We start from the raw sequence: 23,737 nt of genomic DNA, 5'->3' as shown, positions 1-23,737 counted from the left end.
GGTGCTAGCCTGAAAATGTGTTGAACGGTGCGCTCCTCCTTAGCTGCCGCGACGGGTCCTAATCTAAAGGCCTCCCTCGTCGCGGCGTTCGTCGTTGGCTGTGCGACACCCACGAGGAAACAGGATCATGAAGAACAATCAGACCGCGTCCACCCTGCCGATTCACCGCTACCGCCCGTACCACGAGCAGTTCGCCGTCGAGCTGCCCGACCGTACCTGGCCGAGTAAACGCATCACGGTTGCACCGCGTTGGTGCGCGGTCGACCTGCGGGACGGCAACCAGTCGCTCATCGACCCGATGAGCCCCGAGCGCAAGCGCATCATGTTCGACCTGCTCGTGCGCATGGGCTACAAGGAGATCGAGGTGGGCTTTCCCTCGGCGAGCCAGACCGACTTCGACTTCGTGCGCAGCCTCATCGACGAGAACGCCATCCCCGACGACGTTACGATCCAGGTTCTGACCCAGGCTCGCGAACATTTGATCAAGCGCACCTACGAGTCGATCACCGGCGCCAAACAGGCCATCGTGCACTTCTATAACTCCACCAGTATTTTGCAGCGCGAGGTGGTGTTTCGCGAGCAGAAGCAGGGCATCGTCGATCTGGCCCTGTTCGGGGCCCGCCTGTGCAAGCAGATGGAAGCGACCATTCCCGGCACGACCATCTACTACGAGTACTCGCCGGAGAGCTTCACCGGCACCGAACTCGACTTCGCCGTTGACATCTCCAACCAGGTCATCGAGATTTTGCAGCCGACCCCGGAGCGCAAAGTCATTCTCAACTTGCCGGCGACCGTCGAAATGGCCACGCCCAATGTGTACGCCGATTCCATTGAGTGGATGAGCCGTCACCTCACCCAGCGCGAGAACGTGTTGATCTCACTGCACCCACACAATGACCGCGGCACCGCGATTGCCGCCGCCGAACTGGGCTACCTGGCCGGTGCCGACCGCATCGAAGGCTGCCTGTTCGGCAACGGTGAGCGCACCGGAAACGTCGACCTCGTCGCCCTCGGCGTGAACCTGTTCACGCAGGGAATCGACCCACAGGTCGACTTCAGCAACATCGACGAGATCAAGCGCACCGCGGAATACTGCAACCAGCTGCCCGTGCCCGAGCGCAACCCGTGGGCTGGCGACCTCGTCTTCACCGCGTTCAGCGGTTCGCACCAGGACGCCATCAAAAAGGGCTTCGAAGCGATGGATGCCGATGCCGCCAAACAGGGCTGCACGGTCAACGACCTGGTCTGGGCCGTTCCGTATCTGCCGATCGACCCCAAGGACCTCGGCCGCAGCTATGAGGCTGTGATTCGGGTCAACTCGCAGTCCGGCAAGGGCGGCGTCGCTTACCTGCTCAAAACCGACCACGCCCTCGACCTGCCACGCAAGCTGCAGATCGAGTTCTCTGGCGTCGTGCAGGCCAAAACGGATGCCGAGGGTGGCGAGGTCACCAGCGAGCAGATCTGGGACATCTTCAACGACGAGTACCTGCCGGCTACGGTCAAGAACCCGGAAGCCCAGTGGGGCCGGTTTGAACTGCACTCCACGCGCACCTCAAGCGACCTGTCCGGCACCGTCGACCTCGCGGTCGAACTTCGTGACGGCGACACCGTGGCGCAGGCTACCGGCCCCGGCAACGGCCCGATCAACGCGTTCCTCGGCGTCATGGCCGAGCGCGGCATCGCGATCACGCTCTACGACTACGTCGAGCACGCGCTGTCGGCCGGGGGCGACGCCCAGGCTGCCGCCTATGTCGAGCTCGACGTGAACGGCAAGCGTTACTGGGGCGTCGGCATCGACGCGGACATTTCCACCGCTTCGCTCAAGTCGGTTGTCTCCGCCGTCAACCGCGGCATTCGCGCCGAGGTCGGCGACCGGGAGCTGTCCGCCGTCTAAGCTGACAGCATCCGCTCAAACGCAACACACGAAAGCCCAGACTCTGCAGTCTGGGCTTTCGTTGCACCATCCGGGTGCGGTCGGGGGCCTGGCTGTGTGCTGGGTACTAAGCCAGGGCTGGCAGTTGCGCCGTTCGGTCTGGTGTACGGGTGCCGAGGAGGACGCGACAATCGTTGATTGCATGGTCCAGCAGGACATACAGCCGGGCGTCCGGGTCGGAAATACACGCCTCGCTGATGCCCTGCACGGCGACGCGAATGATCGTGTCGGCGGTGCGCGGCGTGAACTTGGTGTGCGACCAGGAATGCACGCTGCCAAGGAAGTCACGCGCCCACCGTTCGGCGTCTGGCGCTTTTTGCAGAGCAGTCCGAATGAGCGGGCCGACCCGCTCGGCGAACTGCGGGTCAAGAACGGATGCGTTCCGCTCGCAGGTCAGCACGCCCACGGCGAGCGCGCGCTGGCGTTCCAGGCTCGCTGTCGGAAGGGCTTCGCAGCCAGCGCGCAGGGCGACCACGATTTCGATTCGCTTGTCGATGCGCTGATCGGAACTGGTCAGGCCGATGACCGACGGAATCAGCAGGGCGAGTCGTGACCTGGCACCGTCGGAAGTGCAATCGTTGACCATCCGGGCGAGCGAGGCCAGCACCGGGTGGGTGCAGGCCGGGTGGTCGCTCCAGGACTCGCCGGCGAGGTAGGAGGCGAACTCCATGAAGCAGCCGCCACTTTTCGGAGTGCGGTGCTTGCCTCTCGACAGCACGGGCATAATGTCGGGCAGACTGCCCTGGACTGGTTTCATGAAAAACCTCCATACCACGGGGACAACGTGCTCTAAGTTTCCCCCCATCTGCCCGGAAAGACCAGAGCCTGATGCGACTCGTGACACATTTTCAGCGACCGGAGGCATCCGTTTGACAGGTACTCGAGCCGTGACCGAAGTCTGCGCGACAGAGTGGGATAATTACCTGTGCCTGTCTACCGAGATGAAGCCGTTGTGCTGCGCACCCACAAGCTGGGTGAAGCCGACCGCATCGTCACCATGCTCACTCGCGCGCACGGCAAGGTGCGCGCCGTGGCCAAGGGCGTGCGCCGCACCGGCTCCAAGTTCGGCGCCCGGCTGGAGCCGTTCATGGTCGCCGATGTGCAGCTGTACGAGGGCCGCAGCCTCGACATCATCACGCAGGCCGAGTCCCTCGGCTCCTACGGCGCCCTGATCACGGCCGACTACGGCAGCTACACCGCGGCGAGCGTCATGGTCGAAACGGCCGACAAACTCACCGAATCCGAGGGGTCGCTGCAGCAATACCTGCTGCTCGTCGGTGCGCTGCGGTCGCTGTCCCGGCAGGAGCACGGCTCCCACCTCACCCTCAACTCCTATTTATTACGTGCCGTATCGATGGCCGGCTGGGCGCCGAGCTTTCAGGACTGCGCCCGCTGCGGCGCCACGCAGTCAAGTGATGGCGGGCAACACTCGGCCATGGTCGTGCAGCTCGGTGGCATCGTCTGCGACTCTTGCGCCCCACCCGGGTCGCCGCGGCTCGACGCAGCGACGATCGGCCTACTCAGCGCCCTGCTCACCGGCGACTGGGAGCACGCCGCGGCGAGCCCAGATCGCACGCAAAACCAGGCCGCCGGAGTCGTCGCCGCCTACACCCAGTGGCACCTGGGCCGCGGGCTTCGCTCGCTGGAACACGTCGCCCGATGATGGCCGGCCTGTTCGGCCATAAACCGTTCACCCACAAGGACGCCGTCGCGTTCAAACCGCTCGACTGGACCGGCCTGTACCCGCCCGATCTGCCCCGAAAGGTCGTGCCGGAGCATGTCGCCGTAGTCATGGACGGCAACGGCCGCTGGGCCAACGGCCGGGGCCTCACCCGGATCGAAGGGCACAAGGCCGGCGAGGCAGCCCTGCTCGACGTCGTCGCCGGAGCCATCCAGATCGGCGTCAAACAGCTCAGCGTGTATGCCTTCTCTACCGAAAACTGGAAGCGTTCGCCCGATGAGGTGCGTTTTCTGATGGGCTTCAACCGGGACGTGCTGCACCGCCGCCGCGATCAGCTCAACGAGTGGGGCGTGCGGGTCAGGTGGGCCGGGCGCAAGCCGAAGCTGTGGGCATCCGTTGTTAACGAGCTGCAGTTTGCCGAGAAACTCACCGCGGGCAATGACGTACTCACCCTCACGATGTGCGTGAACTATGGCGGGCGCACCGAGATCGCGGATGCCGTGCGCGCGCTGGCCGAGGATGTCGCCGCCGGCAGGCTGAAGCCGTCGGGAATCACCGAGAAAACCATCGCCAAGCAGCTGTACGTGCCCGAGCTGCCCGACGTCGACCTGTTCGTGCGCAGCTCGGGGGAGCAGCGCACCAGCAACTTCATGCTCTGGCAGAGCGCCTATGCCGAGATGGTTTTTCTCGATACCCTGTGGCCGGACTTCACCCGAGTCGACCTGTGGCACGCGGTCGAGCTGTATGCCGCCCGCAACCGTCGTTATGGCGGAGCGGTCGACACCCCGACGGCCTGAATATTTCGGTTGGGGAATACCGGGGCCCTGTGCCCCGTTGGCCCGAGTGTGACTGATACAACTAGTACCGAAGCGTCCGCATCCGTGAGCACCGACACCATCAAGGTGGACATCTGGTCCGATGTGCAATGCCCCTGGTGCTACATCGGTAAACGTAAGTTTGAGGCCGGTGTCGCCCAGTTCGACGGGACCGTCAAGGTCGAGTATCACAGCTTTGAACTTTCACCCGATACCCCGGTCGATTACGCCGGAACGCCTGTGCAGTACCTCAGTGAGAAGAAGGGTATGCCCCTCGCCGAGGTGGAGCAGATGCTCGAGCGTGTCACCGGCATCGCCGAGAGCGTTGGCCTGCACTACGACTACGACTCCGTGCACCAGACCAACACGGTCATTTCGCACGAACTACTGCACTACGCCAAGGCGCACGGCCGTCAGCTCGAGATGAAGGAGCGCCTACTCAAGGCCTACTTCATCGATGGCCGCCACGTTGGCCGGATCGAAGACCTCGCCGACCTCGCCGCCGAGATCGGACTCGACCGAGCCGACGTCGTGCGGTCACTCAGCGCCCACGAGCACCTCGCCGCGGTCAAGGCCGACGTGGCACAGGCCGGCGCCTACGGCATCCAGGGCGTTCCGTTCTTCGTGATCGACGGCCGCTACGGCATTTCCGGCGCGCAGGATCCGACGGCGTTCACTCAGGCGCTCGACCAGGCCCGCGCCGACCGCTCGGCCAAGACCGGGGACGGGGCCGACGACGTCCCCGCGTAACCCGATACCCAGCGAACTCGCGTAGCCTGACGGGTAAGCAACCAGCTGTACCCGCAGACTTCACCGTTTCACCCAATTGATTCAAGGAGATAACTCATGACTGACACCATCACTACCCCGCCCGTCTTCACCGACGCTGCCGGTCGTCCCACCATCGAGCTCCTGGGTGCTGCGACCGCGACCGACGAAGCCGCTGGCTCCTGCTGCGGTGGCGGCTGCTGCAGCTGATCTGAGCCCATTTCGTCAACAGCGCAGCTGCCGTACGCCCCTTTCCGGGCGCGGCAGCTGCGTTTTTGTGTGCGCCCGGCATCCGCGATGCAGAGGATTCGGAGCACCACGCGCTTTCTGGGAGAATTGACCCACCATGACTTCACCTACTTCCGCCTACGACCAGCGGGCGCCGATCGACCAATTGGCCGTTGGTCCGCTCAGTATCGGCCCGCTCACGCTTGACGTGCCCGTGGTGCTCGCGCCGATGGCCGGCATCACCAATACCGCATATCGCCGGCTGTGCCGCGAATACGGCGCTGGACTGTTTGTGAGCGAGATGATCACTTCGCGCGCGCTCGTCGAACGCAACACCGAGACCATGCGGTTGATTACCCATCATGAGAGCGAAACCACCCGCTCCATTCAGCTCTACGGTGTTGACCCGAAAACGGTGTCCGAGGCCGTGACCATGCTCGTCGCTGAGGACCGTGCCGATCACATCGACCTCAACTTCGGCTGCCCGGTTCCCAAGGTCACCCGCAAGGGCGGGGGAGCTGCCCTGCCGTGGAAGATCGGCCTGTTCCGTCAGATCGTGGAGGCCGCAGTGACTGCGGCCGGGCCGATTCCGCTGACCGTCAAGATGCGCAAGGGCATCGACGCCGACCACCTCACCTACATTGAGGCTGGCAAGGCCGCCGCCGGAGCCGGCGTCGCCTCCATCGCCCTGCACGGCCGAACGGCCGCCGAGTTCTACTCCGGCCACGCCGACTGGTCGGCAATTGAGAAGCTCAAGAACGCCATCAGTGACGTGCCGGTGCTCGGCAACGGCGACATCTGGTCGGCCGACGACGCCCTGCGCATGGTCAGTGAAACCGGATGCGACGGCGTCGTCGTCGGGCGCGGCTGCCTCGGCCGTCCGTGGCTGTTCGGCGACCTCGCCGCTGCATTTCGCGGTCAGGAACTCAAAGCCGAACCGGGGCTCGGCCAGGTCATCAACGCCTTCCGCCGCCACGCCGAACTGCTCACCGAATACTTCGATAGCGAAGACCGGGCCTGCCGCGATATTCGCAAGCACGTCGCCTGGTACTTCAAGGGCTACCCGGTCGGCGGCGATCTGCGCGCGAGCCTGGCGATGGTGCAGTCTCTCGCGCAGCTCGACGACCTGCTCGGCACCCTCGACGCCTCGCTGCCTTACCCGGGCTCAGACGTTGAGGGCCCGCGCGGGCGCGCGGGAACACCGAAGAAACCGTCGCTGCCCGAGCACTGGCTCGAGTCTCAGGATCTTTTCGGGGCGGAGCGACTGAATTTGACCGAGGGCGAAGGGGATACCAGCGGTGGCTAACAAAACCGGATACAGCGAGACCGACGAGGCCCGCTGGTTTCCCGAAGAGCACTACTCGCGGCGCAGTGACTTTGCCCGCGACCGCGCCCGACTGCTGCACTCGAGCGCTCTGCGGCGCCTCGCGGCCAAGACGCAGGTCCTCAGTCCCACGGCGGGGCTCGACTTTGCCCGCAACCGACTGACCCACTCGCTCGAGGTCGCCCAGGTCGGGCGGGAGATCGCCTCCCGCCTCAACGTCGACCCCGACATCGTCGATACCGCCTGCCTCGCGCACGACATCGGGCATCCTCCCTTTGGACACAACGGCGAGAAGGCGCTCAGCCTGTGGTCGGAAGACATCGGCGGCTTCGAGGGGAACGCGCAGACCCTGCGATTGCTCACCCGGCTCGAGCCGAAGGTGTTTGGACCCGACGGGCGAAGCTACGGACTCAACCTGACCCGGGCGAGCCTCGACGCAAGCTGCAAGTATCCCTGGCCAGAAGGATCCTCGGTCTATGACCCGAGCGGGCGGGCCAAGTTCGGGTTCTACCAGGACGACCTGGCCGCGTTCGAGTGGCTGCGCGAGGGAGCGCCCGACCGACAACTCTGCATCGAAGCCCAGGTGATGGACCTCTCCGACGACATCGCGTACAGCGTGCACGACTTCGAAGACGCCATCGTCAACGGCTACGTCGACGTGGCAGCCCTGAGCAGCCGCGCAGATCACGACGAACTCCTCGCCACCATGTCGGAGTGGATCGGCGACCAGACCAGCGCGGAGGACTTGGCGACCGCGTTCAACCGGCTCGACTCCCTCGATGTCTGGATGGACTCCTGGACCGCCGGGCGACGCGACCAGGGCCACCTCAAGAACCTCACCAGCCAGCTCATCGGCCGGTTCAGCAGTGCTGCCGTACACGCCACCAAAGAAGCACACCCCGGTGCGAACATGCTGCGGTTCGGGGCGAATGTGATCGTGCCGCGGGAGATCCAGGCCGAAATCTCGGTGCTCAAGGGCATTGTCGCGGCCTTCGTCATGACCCGCAATACCCGCAAGCCCATCTACGTGCAGCAGCGCCAGGTGCTCACCCTGCTCGCCGAAACCCTGCACCAGTCCGGCGACGAACACCTCGACCCCGGCTTTCGCGAAGACTGGCAGGCCGCCGACGACGATGCCGCCCGCAAGCGCGTCATCGTCGACCAGGTCGCGAGCCTCACCGACCAGTCCGCCCTGGCCTGGTATGAGCGCCTGGTGCAGGGCTAGCGCTCTGCCCGGTTTGAAGGCTCGACGCGCCGAGCGGCTCCTTCAAGCTCGATAAGCTGAAGGGATGGCTACCCGTATTAATCCGAGCATCCTCGCCGCCGATTTCGCCAACTTTGAGAGCGAGCTTTTCCGCATCCGCTCCGCCGACCTCGTGCACGTCGACATCATGGACAACCACTTCGTGCCGAACCTCACCTTCGGGCTCGGGATGGTCGAGCGGCTGCAGCAGGTGTCGCCGCTGCCGCTGGACATCCACTTGATGATCGACGACCCGGAACGGTGGGCGCCCGGCTACGCCGAGGCCGGAGCCTACTCGGTCACCTTTCACGCCGAGGCGACGACCGAGCCGGTGGCGCTGGCCCGGCGGCTGCGGCAGATCGGCGCCCGCGCTGGCATCGCGCTCAAGCCCGGTACCGACGTCACGGCGTACCTCGACCTGCTCGACGAGTTCGACCAGGTGCTCGTGATGACCGTCGAGCCCGGTTTTGGCGGCCAGAGCTTCATGGAAGAGACCATGCCGAAGCTTTCCCAGCTGCGATCACAGGTGGAGAAGACCGGACTCGACGTCTGGCTGCAGGTCGACGGCGGCATCACCGCGCAGACCATCGAGATCGCAGCCCGAGCCGGTGCCGACACCTTCGTGGCCGGGTCCAGTGTGTTCGGGGCCGAGAATCCGGCCGCTCAGATCGGCCTGCTGCGCGAACGCGCGGCGAGTCACCGTCACGGGCGGGTAACCTAGAGGCGTGAAAACTTTCGATGACCTGTTCGTAGAACTCAGCGACAAGGCTCGCACCCGCCCGGAAGGCTCCGGCACCGTTCGTGAACTCGACGCCGGCGTGCACGCCATTGGCAAGAAGATCGTCGAAGAAGCGGCCGAAGTGTGGATGGCCGCCGAGTTTCAGAGCGATGATGAAACATCTGCCGAAATCTCCCAGCTGCTTTATCACCTGCAGGTCATGATGATCGCGAAGGGCCTCTCTCCGGCGGACATCTACCGACATCTGTGACCCGCGCCAGCTCATCCGCTGGTATCCGTCATAAATTTGTCTGGCACGAAAAACCGAGAGAGTACCCCCCCATGCTGAGAATTGCCGTGCCCAACAAGGGCTCGTTGTCTGAAACCGCCGCGCAGATGCTCGCCGAGGCCGGCTACACCGGTCGTCGCGACCCGCGCGACCTCGTCACCGCCGATCCGCGCAACGGGGTGGAATTCTTCTACCTGCGTCCGCGCGACATCGCCACCTATGTCGGCTCCGGCGCCCTCGACGTCGGAATCACCGGGCGCGACCTGCTGCTGGACTCCCACTCGAAGGCGCAGGAAATCGCCAGCCTCGACTTCGGCGACTCTACCTTTCGCTTCGCCGGACCGGCCGGGCGCTTCACCGAGCTGAAGGACCTTGACGGCCTGCGCGTCGCCACGAGCTATCCCGGCCTGGTCGAACGCTTTCTCGCCACCCACTCGGTGACCGTCGACCTGGTCGAACTCGACGGGGCCGTTGAATCGGCGGTTCAGCTCGGGGTAGCGGATGCCGTCGCCGACGTTGTCTCCACCGGCACCACACTGCGCAAGGCCGGCCTCGAAATCTTCGGACCGGTCATCCTCGAATCCACCGCCGTGCTGATCAGCTCCACCAACGACAAGGCCGGAATCGCGACGCTGCTGCGCCGCCTGCAGGGCGTGCTCGTGGCCCGCCAATACGTGCTGCTCGACTATGACATTCCGGTCGCGCTGCTCGACACGGCCGCCGCGCTTGCCCCCGGAATCGAATCGCCGACCGTGTCCTCGCTGCACGACCCCGAGTGGGCCGCCGTGCGCGTTATGATCGCCCGACTGGACATGAACAACGTGATGGACGAGCTCTACGCCATCGGGGCCAGAGCCATCCTGGTCACCACCATTCACAACGCCCGCCTCTAAGCACACGAAAGAGGACAACCAGCCATGAGCCTGAGTGTGCGCGTCATTCCCTGCCTCGATGTGGCCAACGGTCGTGTCGTCAAGGGCGTTAATTTTCAGAACCTGCGCGACGCCGGCGATCCGGTCGAACTCGCCCGCCGCTACTACGAGCAGGGCGCTGACGAGCTGACCTTTCTCGACGTGACGGCGACCGTCGATAACCGTTCGACGACCTACGACGTCGTGAGCGCGACCGCCGAGCAGGTCTTCATTCCGCTCACCGTCGGCGGTGGGATCCGCAGTGTCGAAGACGTCTCCCGGCTGCAGGCGAGCGGCGCCGACAAGGTCGGATTGAACAGCGCGGCCATCGCCCGTCCGGCGCTGATCGCCGAGATCGCGGATCGCTTCGGCGCCCAGGTGATTGTCCTCAGCCTCGATGTGAAGCGATCCGCTCGCACGGAGAGCGGCTTCGTCGTCACGACCCACGGCGGTCGCACCGAAACCGACCTGGATGCTGTGGCCTGGGCCCGGCAGGCGATCGAACTCGGCGCGGGGGAACTCCTGGTCAACTCGATCGACGCCGACGGGACCAAGGCGGGCTTCGATACCGATCTCATCGCGCTCATGCGCGCCAACAGTCGGGTTCCGGTGATCGCTTCCGGCGGGGCCGGGCGAGTGGAGGACTTTCCCCCGGCGATCCGGGCCGGCGCGGATGCCGTGCTGGCGGCATCCGTTTTTCACAACGGACAATTGACCATCGATGATGTCAAGCGGGAGCTCGCCGCCGAGGGAATGCTGGTGCGCTAATGGCCGATGAACTGAACGCCAAACTCACCAATCAGCTCGACGCCGCGGTGTTCAACGACGCTGGGCTGCTGCCCGCGGTCATCCAGCAGTGGGACACCCACGAGGTGCTCATGCTCGGCTGGATGAACCGGGAAGCGCTGCGCCGTACCCTGACGGAGGGGCGCGTCACGTTCTGGTCGCGCAGCCGCCAGGAATTCTGGCGCAAGGGCGACACCTCCGGCCACGCCCAGTACGTGCACTCCGCTGCCTTCGACTGCGACAACGACACCCTGCTGGTGCAGGTCGACCAGGTCGGAGCCGCCTGCCACACCGGCAGCCACACCTGCTTCGACGGGCGCGACCTCGGCGTGACCACCATGGAAAGGCCCACGGAATGACCGGTAACCCTGCAGGATCCCGCACCGCCGGCTCGACCACCCGCATCCAGTTCGATGCCCTGATCGGCGAGCACCGGGTCATTCCGGTTATCCGTGAACTCTTCGCCGACGGCGAGACCCCGGTGGGCATCTACCGCAAGCTCGCCAACGGTCTGCCCGGCAGCTTTCTGCTCGAGTCCGCCGAGCAGGGCGGCATCTGGTCGCGATTCTCCTTCGTCGGTGTTTCCTCCTTTGGAGTGCTCACCCAACAGGGCGACGAAACCCGCTGGATCGACTACGGGCTCTCCGCCGAGCGTGCGCTCGGGTCTGCGGCCTCCCTCGGCCCACTCGCGGCGCTGGCGTACCTGTTCGACCGGTGGCAGACGCCGCGGCTGCCCGAACATCCGCCGCTGACCGGCGGGCTGGTCGGTTTCATCGGCTGGGAAGCGATTCGCCAGATCGAACGCCTGCCGCACCAGCCGCCGGCCGACTATGACGTTCCGGGCCAGTCCTTCAGCTTTGTCGCCGACTTGGTCGTGCTCGACCACAAATACGGCACCGTGCAGCTGATCGCCAACGTGCTGAACGATGGTACCGACACGCCCGACGAGCTCTGGGCTGCCGCGAGCGAGCGCCTCGATTCGCTGCAGGGCCGACTCGCCGCGCCCAGCGAAGCGTGGCTGGCCGAGGTCGACCTGCAAGTACCGAGCTCGCCGCGCAATCGCACCACCCGCGACGACTTTCTCACCGCCGTCAACATCGGCAAGCAGCACATCGTCGACGGCGATGTGTTTCAGGTGGTCATCTCGCAGCGCTTCGACCAGGTCTGCACCGCGCACCCCATCGACGTCTACCGGGTGTTGCGCAGCCTAAACCCCAGCCCGTACATGTACCTGCTCAGCCTCGAAACGCACGAAGGCGACCCATACTGGATCGTCGGATCGTCGCCGGAAGCTCTGGTCAAGGTGCAAGACCAACGCGTCTTCACCCACCCGATCGCCGGTTCCAAACCGCGGGGAACGACACCGGATGCCGACGCCGACTTCGCGATCGAGCTCGCCGAAGATCCCAAGGAACGGGCCGAACACCTCATGCTCGTCGACCTCGCCCGCAACGACCTGCTCAAGGTGTGCACGGCCGGCTCGGTCGAGGTGACCGAGTTCATGCGTATCGAACGATTCAGCCACATCATGCACCTCGTCTCCTCGGTCGAGGGCAACCTGGTTCCCGGCAAGACCGCGATCGACGTCTTCCGCGCCACCTTCCCGGCCGGTACGCTCTCTGGCGCGCCGAAACCGCGGGCGCTCGAGATCATCGACGCCCTCGAACCGGCCCAGCGCGGCGTGTACGGGGGAGTGGTCGGCTACTTCGGTTTCGCCGGCGACGCCGACCTCGCCATTGCCATCCGCACCGCCACGATCAAGGACGGTATCGCGCGAGTGCAGGCCGGCGGCGGCGTCGTGACTGATTCCGACCCCGCGTCCGAGTACCAGGAGTCGCAGAACAAGGCGGCAGCCCCGCTGCGAGCCGTCGCCGTCGCCAACGCCATGCGGAGGGTGCACTAATGGCAGAACGGATGTCAGCGCGTCGCCTGAAACTCGTTTTCATCCTCTCCGTTTTGGCGGCGAGTTCGCTCGCCATGCTGGCCTGGACCCAGGTCTGGGTGCAGGCCGAAGTCGGACTCCCCGATGCCGGCACCCAGGTCTTGGAGATCGACGGAGCCATTGCCGCGCCGGCGTTGACCGCCCTCGCGCTCTCCGGCTTCGCCCTCGCCGCGGCGCTCACCATCGCCGGGCGGCTGATTCGCATCGTGCTCGGTGCCCTCGAGGTGCTCCTCGGCTTTTCGGTGTTCCTCGCCGCGTTCCTGGCCGTGCGAGACCCCGCCGATGCCAGCGCCGCAGCGGTGACCGCCGCCACGGGAATAGCCGGTCACGAGTCGATTCAGTTGAGCGTGCTCGGCACGGTCATCACACCCTGGCCGTTCGTGGCGATGGGTGCTGCGATCGTCATGGTGGGTGTTGGTGTGGCCATTATCGTCACGAGCGGTCGGTGGCCGGGTCCGACCCGTAAGTATCAGGCCGTTCGGTTTGAACAAGTGGCTTCGCCCCACGGTGCACAACCACTGGCAACCCCGACTGAGCCCGCAGCGAGCGACTCCGTCGGCGACTGGGACGACCTCAGCCGCGGCGATGACCCGACCGTACGCTGAAGCGCGCGCATGCGCTCCGCTAGACTTAACGTGCTTGTCAACGTACACAGCAGAATGTATTTACGAGGAGAACCATGAGCATCGATACGTCAGATCCCGGACACGGCCACTCCCCGGCGGCCTGGACCGCTGTCATCATCATGCTGGTGGCATTCACCATCGGCACGACCGCATTCTTCTTCGAGCTGCCCTGGCTGGTCTGGGCCTCCTTCGGCCTGCTGCTCGCCGGTCTCGTTGTTGGCTACGTGATGAGCAAGGTTGGCTATGGCGTAAACACCATGACCGCCACGCCGCACGGTCACTGACCCGCTGCGCGGCCACCTGGTGCTCCAAGAACTTCTCTCCGGCGCGGTTTCCGACGCCGAAGAACGCCTACTCACCCGCCCGTTCGCGAGCGTGGAAGCCGCTGCGCGCGTCCGCCCGCCTGCACTCGATGCCCTGCACGCCCTTGCTCCCACCGAACGGGTCAAGATTCTCGCCGAGATCAAACGAGCGAGCCCGAGCCGCGGCTCCCTCGCTGCCATCACCGACCCGGCAGCGCTGGCTGTCTCCTATGAGTCCGGCGGGGCAAGCGCCATCAGCGTGCTCACCGAGGGACGACGCTTTCACGGCTCGCTGACCGACCTCGAGCAGGTGCGCGCTGCGGTAAGCATTCCGATTCTGCGCAAGGACTTCATTGGAACGCCGTACCAGGTGTTCGAGGCCCGCGCGGCCGGAGCCGATCTGGTGCTGCTCATCGTCGCCGCTCTCGACCAGTCCACCCTGCTGTCTCTGCACGACCTCATCCGTGAGCTAGGCATGACGGCCTTGGTTGAAACGCACAGCGGGGATGAGGTCAGTCGCGCCCTCGACATCGGCGCCAGCCTGGTCGGGGTGAACGCGCGCGACCTGTCAACCTTTGAACTTGACCAGAACCTGTTCGGCGCCCTCGCCGACAAAATCCCCTCCGGCGTTATTCGCGTCGCCGAGTCCGCCGTCAAGACAGCAGCCGATGTTGCGCACTACCGCGCAGCCGGAGCCGATGTTGTCCTGGTCGGCGAAGCGCTTGTTACGAGTGATCCCATCCGAACCCTCTCTGAGTTTTTGGCGGTATAAATGTCTTTACGAGAAGAATCCTTACGTGCAGAATCCGGCCCATATTTCGGGGAATTCGGCGGCAGGTTCGTGCCCGAGTCCCTCGTTTCAGCGCTTGATGAACTCACCGCAGAATACGAACTCGCCAAGAAGGATCCAGCCTTCGCCGCGGCGCTGATGGACCTGCACATCAATTACACCGGTCGTCCGTCGATCATTACTGAGGTGCCGCGCTTCGCCGAGCACGCCGGTGGTGCCCGCATTATTCTCAAGCGCGAAGATCTCAACCACACCGGTTCGCACAAGATCAACAACGCTCTCGGCCAGGCTCTACTCACCAAGCGCATCGGTAAAACCCGAGTCATCGCCGAAACCGGAGCTGGCCAGCACGGAGTTGCCACCGCCACTGTCGCCGCCCTGTTCGGGCTCGAATGCGTCGTCTATATGGGCGAGGTCGACACCGAGCGGCAAGCGCTGAACGTGGCCCGCATGCGCCTGCTGGGTGCCGAGGTCGTTCCGGTCAAGACCGGCTCCCGCACCCTGAAGGACGCGATCAACGACGCCATGCGCGACTGGGTCACCAACGTCGAGACGACCAATTATATTTTCGGAACCGTGGCCGGGCCGCATCCGTTCCCCGCCATGGTCCGCGACTTTCAAAAGATCATCGGCGAGGAGGCTCGCCAACAGGTTCTCGACCTGACCGGCAGCCTGCCGGATGCCGTCACGGCGTGTGTCGGCGGCGGCTCAAACGCCATGGGCATCTTCCACGCTTTTCTGGACGATGCCGATGTCGCGTTGTACGGCTACGAAGCGGCCGGAGACGGCGTCGATACGCCGCGCCACGCAGCGACCATTACCAAGGGACGCCCCGGTGTGCTGCACGGCGCCCGCAGTATGCTGCTGCAGGACGAAGACGGCCAGACCGTTGAATCGCACTCGATCTCAGCGGGCCTTGACTATCCCGGCGTCGGCCCGGAGCACGCCTGGCTCTCCAGCATCGGCCGGGCCACGTACCTGCCGATCACCGACGACGACGCGATGAGCGCCCTGCGGCTGCTCAGCCGTACGGAAGGAATCATCCCGGCGATCGAGTCCTCGCACGCCCTGGCCGGCACGCTCGAGCTCGGCCGGAAGCTCGGCCCGGACGCGACCATTCTGATCAACCTCAGCGGGCGCGGCGACAAAGACATGGAAACAGCCGGCCGGTACTTCGACCTGCTCGACGAAGGCGCGGAACAATCATGACGGTCACAGCACCCAACGACACCGTGAGCACGGTCGAACAGACCATCGCACGGCGACGCACCGAGGGCGGCGGCGCTCTCATCGGCTACCTACCGGTCGGTTTCCCGACCCTGACTGAGAGCATTGACGCCGCCGTGGCGCTCGTCGCCAACGGCGTCGACATCATTGAACTCGGTCTGCCCTATTCCGACCCCGTCATGGACGGCCCGGTCATTCAGGCTGCCACGCAGCAGGCCCTGGCGAACGGCTTCAAGCTGCGCCACGGATTCGAAGCCGTCAAGGCGATCACCGCACAGGTCGACGCCCCCATTCTCGTGATGACCTACTGGAACCCGGTGGTGCAGTACGGCGTCGAGCGTTTCGCCGACGACCTGCGTGCCGCGGGTGGTGCCGGCCTGATCACCCCCGACCTTATTCCCGACGAGGCCGCAGACTGGATGACCGCGAGCGTACGCACCGGACTGGACCGGGTCTTCCTCGCCGCGCCGTCCTCCTCGGACGCCCGATTGGTGCAGGCGATTGAAGCGAGCCGCGGCTTTGTTTACACCGTTTCGACGATGGGCACGACCGGCGCCCGCGCCGGGGTCGATTCTGCTGCTCGTATCCTGGTGGAACGCCTCCGCTCTGTCGGCTGCACGAGCGCCTGTGTCGGGCTGGGCATCTCGACTCCCGAGCAGGTACGGGAAATTCTCGGCTATGCCGACGGCGCCATCGTTGGGTCTGCCCTCGTGAAGGCGCTCACCGAAGGGGGAGTCACCGCCGTAGCGCGGCTGGCCCTCGAACTCGCCGCCGGCGCGAGCGATATTCGCCCGGCCTCCGCGCCCCGGTAATCGCAGGCGCGCTCTACACTAAATTGTTCGAGGCGATCGATTATTTTCGCCCCAAGTGACGCGAGTCACGATGAAAGGTAGTACCTAGGTGTTGTTGAGTCTCCTGAGCACGAGTATTCCGAGCCCCGAGTGGCAGTTCTTCGACCTCGGCCCGTTCCGCATCCACGCCTATGCGCTGTGTATTCTCGCCGGCATCGTCCTCGCCACCATCATCACCTCGCGCCGCCTGACCAGGCGCGGTGCCGAGCCGGGCGTTGTACTCGACATCATCCTCTGGGCCGTTCCCCTCGGCATTGTCGGAGCCCGCATTTATCATGTTCTGACGCACCCGGGAGACTACTTCTTTGATGGAGCGGACCTGCTCCGCACCCTCTACATTTGGGAAGGCGGAAACGCCATCTTCGGGTCGCTGATCGGCGGCGCCGTCGGCGCTTATATCGGCTGCCGGATGGCCGGCATCCGTTTCTGGAGCTTCGCGGATGCTGTTGCTCCCGCTTTGTTGGTCGCCCAGGCCACCGGTCGGCTCGGCAACTGGTTCAACCACGAGCTGTTCGGGCTGCCGACGACCCTGCCGTGGGGGCTGGAAATCGAGTCCGGCAATGCCGCCTTCCCGGTCGGACTGCCGGCCGACACACTGTTCCACCCGACTTTTCTCTACGAAATCATCTGGAATCTGTTCGGCGTCGCCGTCATTCTCTACCTCGAGCGTAAATTCCGTCTGCGTTTCGGTCAGACGCTCGGCGTATATCTCATCTGGTATGGACTGGGTCGCAGCTTTTTTGAGTCGATTCGCATTGACCCGAGCGAGATCTACTTCGGAATCCGCACCAACGTCTGGGCCGCTCTGGCCGCCGTCGTGCTCGGCTTGGTGATCATCCTCGTGCAACGTCACCGTCACCCCGGACTAGAGCTCAGCGCCTATGTTCCTGGTCGGGAATGGAATGGCCCGGACGCTGGGGTAGAATTAGATGACAGCGATTCGGATGATCTTGATCAAAGCTCCGCGGATCAGAGCGATGATGCCGATGAACACACCGAATCACCCGAGGCCGCAGCCACAAGCACGAGCGCGTCGCGTCTGTAGACTCACGTCGGTTGAATCCCAACCGACGCACTCGTAGCGCTGCCCGGTCAGGGCAAACTCGAACAGGGCCGAACCCGATCAGGGTTCCCGCTACAACTCCCTGCACACATTTCCTTCGGGCCAGCGTCGTCCCTTACTGCTAGTCATTTCGTGAGGACGGTCTCAATGCCGCAGAAACCTCTCTATTCCCGCTTCAGCAGCATGCCCGAAGCGGCCGGTTTGTACGACCCCGCCGCCGAACGCGATGCGTGCGGCCTTGCCATGGTGGCGACCCTGCGGGGCACCGCCGGGCACGACATTATCACCCAGGCCCTCGACGCGCTGCGCAATCTTGAACACCGCGGTGCGGTCGGTTCCGACGCTGGAACCGGTGACGGTGCCGGCATTATCACCCAGATACCGGACGCCTTCCTGCGCGCCGTGACGGATTTCGCGCTTCCCCCCGTTGGCCAGTACGCCGTCGGTAACGTCTTTCTGCCGACCGACCCGACCGCGCGCACGGCCATCAAGCGGGCCATCAGCCTGATCGCCGACGAGGAAAGCCTCACCATCCTCGGCTGGCGGGAGGTTCCGGTGCATCCGGAAGACCTCGGCAGCCAGGCGCGTGCGAACATGCCGGCTATCCAACAGCTGTTCGTGCAGAGCACCCGAACGACCGAGTCGGGCGACCTGCTCGGCGACATCGCGCTCGACCGACAGACCTTTCGGCTGCGGAAGCGGGCCGAGCGTGAGCTCGAGATCTATTTCGTCTCGCTGTCCTGCCGCACCCTGGTCTACAAGGGCATGGTCACCACCTTGCAGCTCGAACCGTTCTACCCCGACCTGTCGGACAAACGATTCGTATCGACGCTCGCCCTGGTGCACTCGCGTTACTCCACCAACACTTTCCCGTCCTGGCCGCTCGCCCAGCCGTTCCGCATGATCGCCCACAACGGCGAGATCAACACGGTGCAGGGAAACCGCAACTGGATGCGCGCCCGCCAGTCCCAGCTTGAGTCCGAGCTGCTCGGTGACCTCGCACCCCTGCTGCCGATCGTCACGCCCGGCGCGAGCGACTCGGCCTCCTTTGATGAGGTCGTCGAACTGCTCAGCCTGTCTGGTCGGTCCCTGCCGCACGCCATTATGATGATGGTGCCCGAGGCCTGGGAGAACCAGACCGACCTCGACGATGAGCGTCGTGACTTCTACGAATACCACTCCATGCTCATGGAACCGTGGGACGGACCAGCTGCGATCGTATTCACCGACGGCTCTCTCGTCGGCGCCACCCTCGACCGCAACGGCCTGCGTCCCGGTCGCTACCTCATCACCGATGACGGCCTCGTCGTGCTCGCGAGTGAGATCGGCGTGCTCGGAATCGACCCGGCGCGGGTGGTGCGTAAGGGCCGCCTGCGCCCCGGCCAGATGTTCCTGGTCGATACCGTGGCCGGCCGCATCATCGACGACCGGGAGATCAAGGCCGAACTGTCGGCCAGCGAACCCTGGGGCGACTGGCTGCAGAAGGGGCGTATTAACCTCAAGGACCTGCCGGAGCGGGAGCACATCGTGCACCCGCCGGCATCCGTTGTACGTCGTCAGCGCACCTTCGGCTACACCGAAGAAGAGGTGCGCATTCTGCTCACCCCGATGGCACGCACCGGAGCCGAACCACTCGGTGCCATGGGCAGCGACACCCCCATCGCGGTTCTGAGCGACCGCCCGCGCCTCATGTTCGACTACTTCACCCAGCAGTTCGCGCAGGTCACCAACCCGCCACTCGACTCGATTCGCGAAGAAGTCGTCACGAGCCTCAAGCTCGGCCTCGGCCCTGAGCGCAACCTGCTCACGGCCGGTCCGGAACATGCCCGTCAGGTCATTCTCGATTTTCCAGTCATCGACAACGACGAACTGGCCAAGATCCAGCACATCGACCCCGCCGTCGGCAGCCGGACCACCACGACCATTCGCGGCCTGTACCGCTTCGAAGAGGGCTCAGACGCCCTGGCTAAGCGCCTCGCCGCGATCTGCGTCGAGGTCGACGAGGCGATCGAAGCCGGCGCGCTGTTCATCGTGTTGAGTGACCGCGACTCCAACCAGGACCTCGCCCCGATCCCGTCGCTGCTCATGATCGCCGCCGTGCACCACCACCTGATCCGCACCGAAAACCGCATGAAGGTCGGCATCGTGGTCGAGGCCGGCGATGTGCGCGAGGTGCATCACGTGGCCCTGCTCATGGGTTACGGCGCTTCAGCCGTCAATCCGTACCTCGCCATGGAAACTTGCGAAGACCTCGTGCGCAGCGGCATCATCACCAACGTCACGCCCGAAAAGGCCGTGCGCAACGTGATCAAGGCTCTCGGCAAGGGCGTGCTCAAAATCATGTCCAAGATGGGCATCTCCACCGTGTCGTCCTACGCTGGCGCGCAGACCTTCGAGGCCGTCGGCCTCGCTCAGTCCTTCGTCGACCAGTACTTCACCGGCACTACGAGCAAGCTCGGCGGCGTCGGCATCGACGTGATCGGTGTCGAAAACCTGGCCAGGCACGCATCCGCTTACCCAATGGATGCCGCGGTGACCGCCCACGAGCGCCTCGCGACCGGCGGGGAATACCAGTGGCGCCGGGACGGTGCCCCGCACCTGTTCAACCCGGAGACCATCTTCCGGCTGCAGCACGCCACCCGCACCAAGCGCTATGACATCTTTCGCGAGTACACGAAGATGGTCGACGACCAGGCTGAATCGCTCATGACGCTGCGCGGTATGTTCACCCTCAGCGCCGGCCAGCGCACGCCCGTGCCGCTCGACGAGGTCGAATCGGTGTCGCAGATCGTGAAGCGGTTCTCTACCGGAGCGATGAGCTATGGTTCTATCTCGCAGGAAGCGCACGAAACCCTCGCCATCGCGATGAACCGCCTCGGCGGCAAGTCGAACACCGGCGAGGGCGGCGAAGACCTGGACCGTCTGCTCGACCCGACTCGGCGCAGCGCGGTGAAGCAGGTCGCCTCGGGGCGGTTTGGCGTGACCAGCATGTACCTGACCCACGCCGACGATATCCAGATCAAGCTCGCGCAGGGCGCCAAGCCCGGTGAGGGCGGGCAGCTGCCGCCCACCAAGGTGTACCCGTGGATCGCCCGTACCCGGAACGCCACGGCCGGCGTCGGCCTCATCTCGCCGCCGCCGCACCATGACATCTACTCCATCGAAGACCTCAAGCAGCTCATCTTCGACCTGAAGCGGGCCAACCCGAAGGCGCGCATCCACACCAAACTGGTCAGCCAGTCCGGTATCGGCGCCGTCGCGGCGGGGGTTGCCAAGGCGCTCTCCGACGTGATTTTGATCAGCGGGCACGACGGCGGAACGGGCGCGAGCCCGGTCAACTCGCTCAAGCACGCCGGCACGCCCTGGGAACTCGGCCTCGCCGAGACACAGCAGACGCTCATGCTCAACGGCATGCGCGACCGCGTTGTGGTGCAGGTCGACGGCCAGCTGAAAACCGGACGCGACGTTTTGATCGGTGCCTTGCTCGGCGCCGAAGAATTCGGTTTCGCCTCAGCCCCGCTCGTGGTCGCCGGCTGCATCATGATGCGCGTCTGCCACCTTGACACCTGCCCGGTCGGTGTCGCTACCCAGAACCCGGACCTACGCAAGCGTTTCAATGGTCAGGCCGACCACGTCGTGAACTTCTTCGAGTTCATCGCCCAGGAAGTACGCGAGTACCTCGCCGAACTCGGATTCCGCAGCCTTGACGAGGCCATCGGACACAGTGAAGTCCTGAACGTGAACCGTGCGCTCACCCATTGGAAGGCACAGGGGCTGGACCTCTCGCCCATTCTGAGCGGACCGGATTTCTCCGAGAGCGAACCGCGCAAGTGGGCCAGGGCCCAGGAGCACGAACTCGAGAAGCACTTCGACAATGAGCTGATTCGCCGAAGCCGGAGCGTGCTCGAACACGGCGGCACGGTGCAGATCGATCTGCCGATTCGCAATACCGAACGCGCCGTTGGCACCATGCTCGGCCACGAGGTCACCCTGCGGCACGGCGAAAATGGCCTGCCCGCTGGGTCGATCGAGGTCAGGCTGACCGGTTCCGCCGGACAGTCCTTCGGGGCGTTCCTGCCGAGCGGGATCACTCTGCGGCTCGAGGGCGAATCCAACGACTACGTCGGCAAGGGCCTGTCGGGCGGGCAGATCATTGTGCGCCCCGACCGAACCAGCCAGTTTCCTGCCGAGGACAACGTCATCGCCGGCAACGTCATCGGTTACGGAGCCACGCAGGGCAGCATGTTCATTCGCGGCATCGTCGGCGAACGGTTCCTGGTGCGAAACTCCGGTGCCGTCGCCGTCGTCGAGGGCGTGGGGGACCACGCGCTCGAGTACATGACCGGCGGAGTCGCCCTCATCCTCGGCGAGACCGGGCGCAACCTCGGTGCCGGCATGAGTGGTGGCACGGCCTACGTCTACGGACTCACCGCCGAACGGGTCAACCGCGACGCGCTCACCTCGGGGGAGCTGAGGCTGCTTGCCCTCGACAGCGTCGACCGTGAAATCGTGCGCGACCTGCTCGAACAACACCGGGACCAGACTGACTCGGCACTTGCCAAGCGGATGCTGGAAAACCTGCAAGAAACCATGAACGCTTTTGTCAAGGTGCTGCCGCGCGACTACGCGGCCGTGCTGGAGACCAGGCAGACGGCCGTCGACGAGGGACTCGATCCCGACGGTCTCGTTGTTTGGAATCGAATTCTGGAGGTAACCAATGGCTGATCCGAAGGGATTTCTAAAGGACACGGAACGTGAGCTTCCCGCTCGACGGCCTGTGGCCATCCGCTTGATGGACTGGAAAGAGGTCTACGAGCAGGGTGACGCGGCCGTACTCAAACGGCAGGCCGGCCGCTGCATGGACTGCGGCGTACCGTTCTGTCACCAGGGCTGCCCGCTCGGTAACCTCATTCCCGAGTGGAACGACCTGGTCTGGCGCGACGAGGGCCGAGCGGCCATCGAACGCCTGCACTCGACCAACAACTTTCCCGAGTTCACCGGACGGCTCTGCCCGGCGCCTTGTGAATCGTCGTGCGTGCTCGGCATCAATCAGCCTGCCGTCACCATCAAGCAGGTCGAGGTGTCGATTATTGACCAGGCCTTCGCCAAGGGCTGGGTGCAGCCGCAACCGCCCGGACGCCTGACCGGCAAGACTGTCGCCGTCGTGGGCTCCGGCCCCGCCGGCCTGGCCGCAGCCCAGCAGCTGACCCGCGCCGGCCACACGGTCGCCGTGTTCGAACGCGACGACCGTATCGGCGGGCTGCTGCGCTATGGCATTCCCGACTTCAAGATGGAGAAGAAACACCTCGAACTGCGCCTCGCGCAGATGACGGCGGAGGGAACCCGGTTCCGCGCCAACGTCAACATCGGTGTGGACATCACCTGGGACGACCTGCGCGCCCGGTATGATGCCGTCGTGGTCGCGACCGGAGCCATGGTTCCCCGGGACTTGCCGATTCCCGGGCGCGACCTGCCCGGTGTGCACTTCGCCATGGAATACCTCGTGCAGCAGAACAAGTTAGGTGCCGGCGGAAGCCTCCAAGCGCAGATCACGGCTGAGGGCAAGCACGTCGTGGTGCTCGGTGGTGGTGACACCGGAGCTGACTGCATCGGCACAGCGCACCGCCAGCTGGCAGCATCCGTCACCAACCTGGCGATCGGCAAGCAGCCGGGCACGACTCGCCCGGACAGCCAGCCGTGGCCGATGTCGCCGACCCTGTTCGAGGTGTCGAGCGCACACGAAGAGGGCGGCACCCGCCAATACCTCGCGTCGACGGTCGAATTTCTGGCCAACGACTTCGGTGAGGTGCGTGCCATTCGCATTGCCGAAACCGAATACCTCGACGGACGTCGCGTTCCTAAGGTCGGCACGGAGAAGGAAATTCCTGCTGACCTCGTGCTGCTCGCGATGGGGTTCACCGGGCCGGAATCGAACGAACTCAGCCACCAGCTGAAGCTTCCCTTCGACAACCGCGGCAACGTGGAACGCGACGGCAACTATCAGACCAGCCACGAGGGTGTCTTCGTCGCCGGGGACGCCGGTCGCGGCCAGTCCCTGATCGTCTGGGCCATCGCCGAAGGACGAGCCGCAGCGGCCGCGGTTGACCAGTTCCTGGAAGGCAAGACGCAATTGCCCTCCCCCGTGAAGCCGACCGACCGGTCCTTCGCTCTCTAACCCTGAGTTTTCCCTCACTACGCTGTAATTGCGCCCTCCGGGCGCGGAAATTGGAGATTCACCAG

At 64.8% G+C, this 23,737-nt stretch carries 22 protein-coding genes; 21 read left to right on the top strand and 1 reads right to left on the bottom strand.

What is annotated here, in order from left to right; genetic code table 11:
- Nucleotides 1-127: 127 nt before the first annotated feature.
- On the top strand, nt 128-1,894 hold the full coding sequence (gene leuA, locus E3O11_RS14420; protein ID WP_092448513.1) for a 2-isopropylmalate synthase: 1,767 nt from the start codon (nt 128-130) through the stop codon (nt 1,892-1,894).
- A gap of 106 nt (nt 1,895-2,000) precedes the next feature.
- Here the strand turns inward: leuA and E3O11_RS14415 are convergent, their stop codons facing one another.
- Nucleotides 2,001-2,690: a hypothetical protein gene (locus E3O11_RS14415; RefSeq protein WP_198415605.1), complete on the bottom strand. Its 690-nt coding sequence runs from the start codon at nt 2,688-2,690 to the stop codon at nt 2,001-2,003.
- A 168-nt stretch (nt 2,691-2,858) separates the two neighbouring features.
- On the opposite strand from E3O11_RS14415, the gene recO reads away from it, so the two are divergent.
- The 20 genes from recO (at nt 2,859) to E3O11_RS14320 (ending at nt 23,672) form a co-directional block, all read left to right on the top strand.
- Nucleotides 2,859-3,596: a DNA repair protein RecO gene (gene recO, locus E3O11_RS14410; protein ID WP_092448515.1), complete on the top strand. Its 738-nt coding sequence runs from the start codon at nt 2,859-2,861 to the stop codon at nt 3,594-3,596.
- Complete coding sequence (locus tag E3O11_RS14405) at nt 3,593-4,411, top strand: isoprenyl transferase (protein WP_241991020.1); 819 nt, start codon at nt 3,593-3,595, stop codon at nt 4,409-4,411. Before recO ends, E3O11_RS14405 begins: the two co-directional genes overlap by 4 nt.
- A 48-nt stretch (nt 4,412-4,459) precedes the next feature.
- On the top strand, nt 4,460-5,179 hold the full coding sequence (locus tag E3O11_RS14400; protein ID WP_241994736.1) for a DsbA family oxidoreductase: 720 nt from the start codon (nt 4,460-4,462) through the stop codon (nt 5,177-5,179).
- 96 nt (nt 5,180-5,275) lie between these two features.
- Nucleotides 5,276-5,407, top strand: coding sequence for a hypothetical protein (locus E3O11_RS18500; protein ID WP_255411856.1), 132 nt, complete (start codon nt 5,276-5,278; stop codon nt 5,405-5,407).
- A 136-nt stretch (nt 5,408-5,543) separates the two neighbouring features.
- On the top strand, nt 5,544-6,731 hold the full coding sequence (dusB, locus tag E3O11_RS14395) for a tRNA dihydrouridine synthase DusB (RefSeq protein WP_092448517.1): 1,188 nt from the start codon (nt 5,544-5,546) through the stop codon (nt 6,729-6,731).
- A complete protein-coding gene (locus E3O11_RS14390) occupies nt 6,724-7,974 on the top strand; it encodes a deoxyguanosinetriphosphate triphosphohydrolase (protein ID WP_092448518.1) in 1,251 nt (416 codons plus the stop codon). The genes dusB and E3O11_RS14390 overlap by 8 nt, the downstream gene beginning before the upstream one ends.
- A 64-nt stretch (nt 7,975-8,038) precedes the next feature.
- Nucleotides 8,039-8,713, top strand: a complete 675-nt coding sequence (gene rpe, locus E3O11_RS14385) for a ribulose-phosphate 3-epimerase (protein WP_092448519.1) — start codon at nt 8,039-8,041, stop codon at nt 8,711-8,713.
- Between the two features lie 4 nt (nt 8,714-8,717).
- A complete protein-coding gene (locus E3O11_RS14380; protein WP_092107778.1) occupies nt 8,718-8,981 on the top strand; it encodes a phosphoribosyl-ATP diphosphatase in 264 nt (87 codons plus the stop codon).
- A 71-nt stretch (nt 8,982-9,052) separates the two neighbouring features.
- Nucleotides 9,053-9,892, top strand: coding sequence for an ATP phosphoribosyltransferase (gene hisG / locus E3O11_RS14375; protein ID WP_092448520.1), 840 nt, complete (start codon nt 9,053-9,055; stop codon nt 9,890-9,892).
- Nucleotides 9,893-9,916: 24 nt separating this feature from the next.
- Nucleotides 9,917-10,678 (top strand): imidazole glycerol phosphate synthase subunit HisF, encoded by a 762-nt coding sequence (gene hisF / locus E3O11_RS14370; RefSeq protein WP_092448521.1) that lies wholly within the window; start codon nt 9,917-9,919, stop codon nt 10,676-10,678.
- Nucleotides 10,678-11,055, top strand: coding sequence for a phosphoribosyl-AMP cyclohydrolase (gene hisI, locus E3O11_RS14365; RefSeq protein WP_092448522.1), 378 nt, complete (start codon nt 10,678-10,680; stop codon nt 11,053-11,055). Before hisF ends, hisI begins: the two co-directional genes overlap by 1 nt.
- Nucleotides 11,052-12,599, top strand: a complete 1,548-nt coding sequence (locus E3O11_RS14360) for an anthranilate synthase component I (protein ID WP_092448523.1) — start codon at nt 11,052-11,054, stop codon at nt 12,597-12,599. The genes hisI and E3O11_RS14360 overlap by 4 nt, the downstream gene beginning before the upstream one ends.
- Entirely contained in the window at nt 12,599-13,243 is a 645-nt protein-coding gene (locus tag E3O11_RS14355) for a Trp biosynthesis-associated membrane protein (RefSeq protein ID WP_092448524.1), read from the top strand. Before E3O11_RS14360 ends, E3O11_RS14355 begins: the two co-directional genes overlap by 1 nt.
- A gap of 74 nt (nt 13,244-13,317) precedes the next feature.
- Nucleotides 13,318-13,548 carry a DUF6704 family protein gene (locus tag E3O11_RS14350; protein WP_092448525.1) on the top strand — a complete coding sequence of 77 codons (231 nt, stop codon included), beginning with the start codon at nt 13,318-13,320 and terminating at the stop codon, nt 13,546-13,548.
- Nucleotides 13,549-13,567: 19 nt separating this feature from the next.
- Nucleotides 13,568-14,338 (top strand): indole-3-glycerol phosphate synthase TrpC, encoded by a 771-nt coding sequence (trpC, locus tag E3O11_RS14345; RefSeq protein ID WP_092448526.1) that lies wholly within the window; start codon nt 13,568-13,570, stop codon nt 14,336-14,338.
- Nucleotides 14,339-15,565, top strand: a complete 1,227-nt coding sequence (gene trpB / locus E3O11_RS14340) for a tryptophan synthase subunit beta (RefSeq protein WP_092448527.1) — start codon at nt 14,339-14,341, stop codon at nt 15,563-15,565.
- Nucleotides 15,562-16,395 carry a tryptophan synthase subunit alpha gene (trpA, locus tag E3O11_RS14335; RefSeq protein ID WP_092448528.1) on the top strand — a complete coding sequence of 278 codons (834 nt, stop codon included), beginning with the start codon at nt 15,562-15,564 and terminating at the stop codon, nt 16,393-16,395. Before trpB ends, trpA begins: the two co-directional genes overlap by 4 nt.
- 94 nt (nt 16,396-16,489) lie before the next feature.
- Entirely contained in the window at nt 16,490-17,479 is a 990-nt protein-coding gene (gene lgt, locus E3O11_RS14330; protein WP_233195391.1) for a prolipoprotein diacylglyceryl transferase, read from the top strand.
- Nucleotides 17,480-17,644: 165 nt separating this feature from the next.
- Nucleotides 17,645-22,222: a glutamate synthase large subunit gene (gene gltB, locus E3O11_RS14325; RefSeq protein WP_092448529.1), complete on the top strand. Its 4,578-nt coding sequence runs from the start codon at nt 17,645-17,647 to the stop codon at nt 22,220-22,222.
- Entirely contained in the window at nt 22,215-23,672 is a 1,458-nt protein-coding gene (locus E3O11_RS14320) for a glutamate synthase subunit beta (RefSeq protein WP_092448530.1), read from the top strand. Before gltB ends, E3O11_RS14320 begins: the two co-directional genes overlap by 8 nt.
- Nucleotides 23,673-23,737: the final 65 nt, after the last annotated feature.

This window comes from Cryobacterium levicorallinum (genome assembly GCF_004402405.1).
Lineage (GTDB): Bacteria > Actinomycetota > Actinomycetes > Actinomycetales > Microbacteriaceae > Cryobacterium > Cryobacterium levicorallinum.
This window is presented reverse-complemented; position numbering and strand designations above follow the sequence as displayed.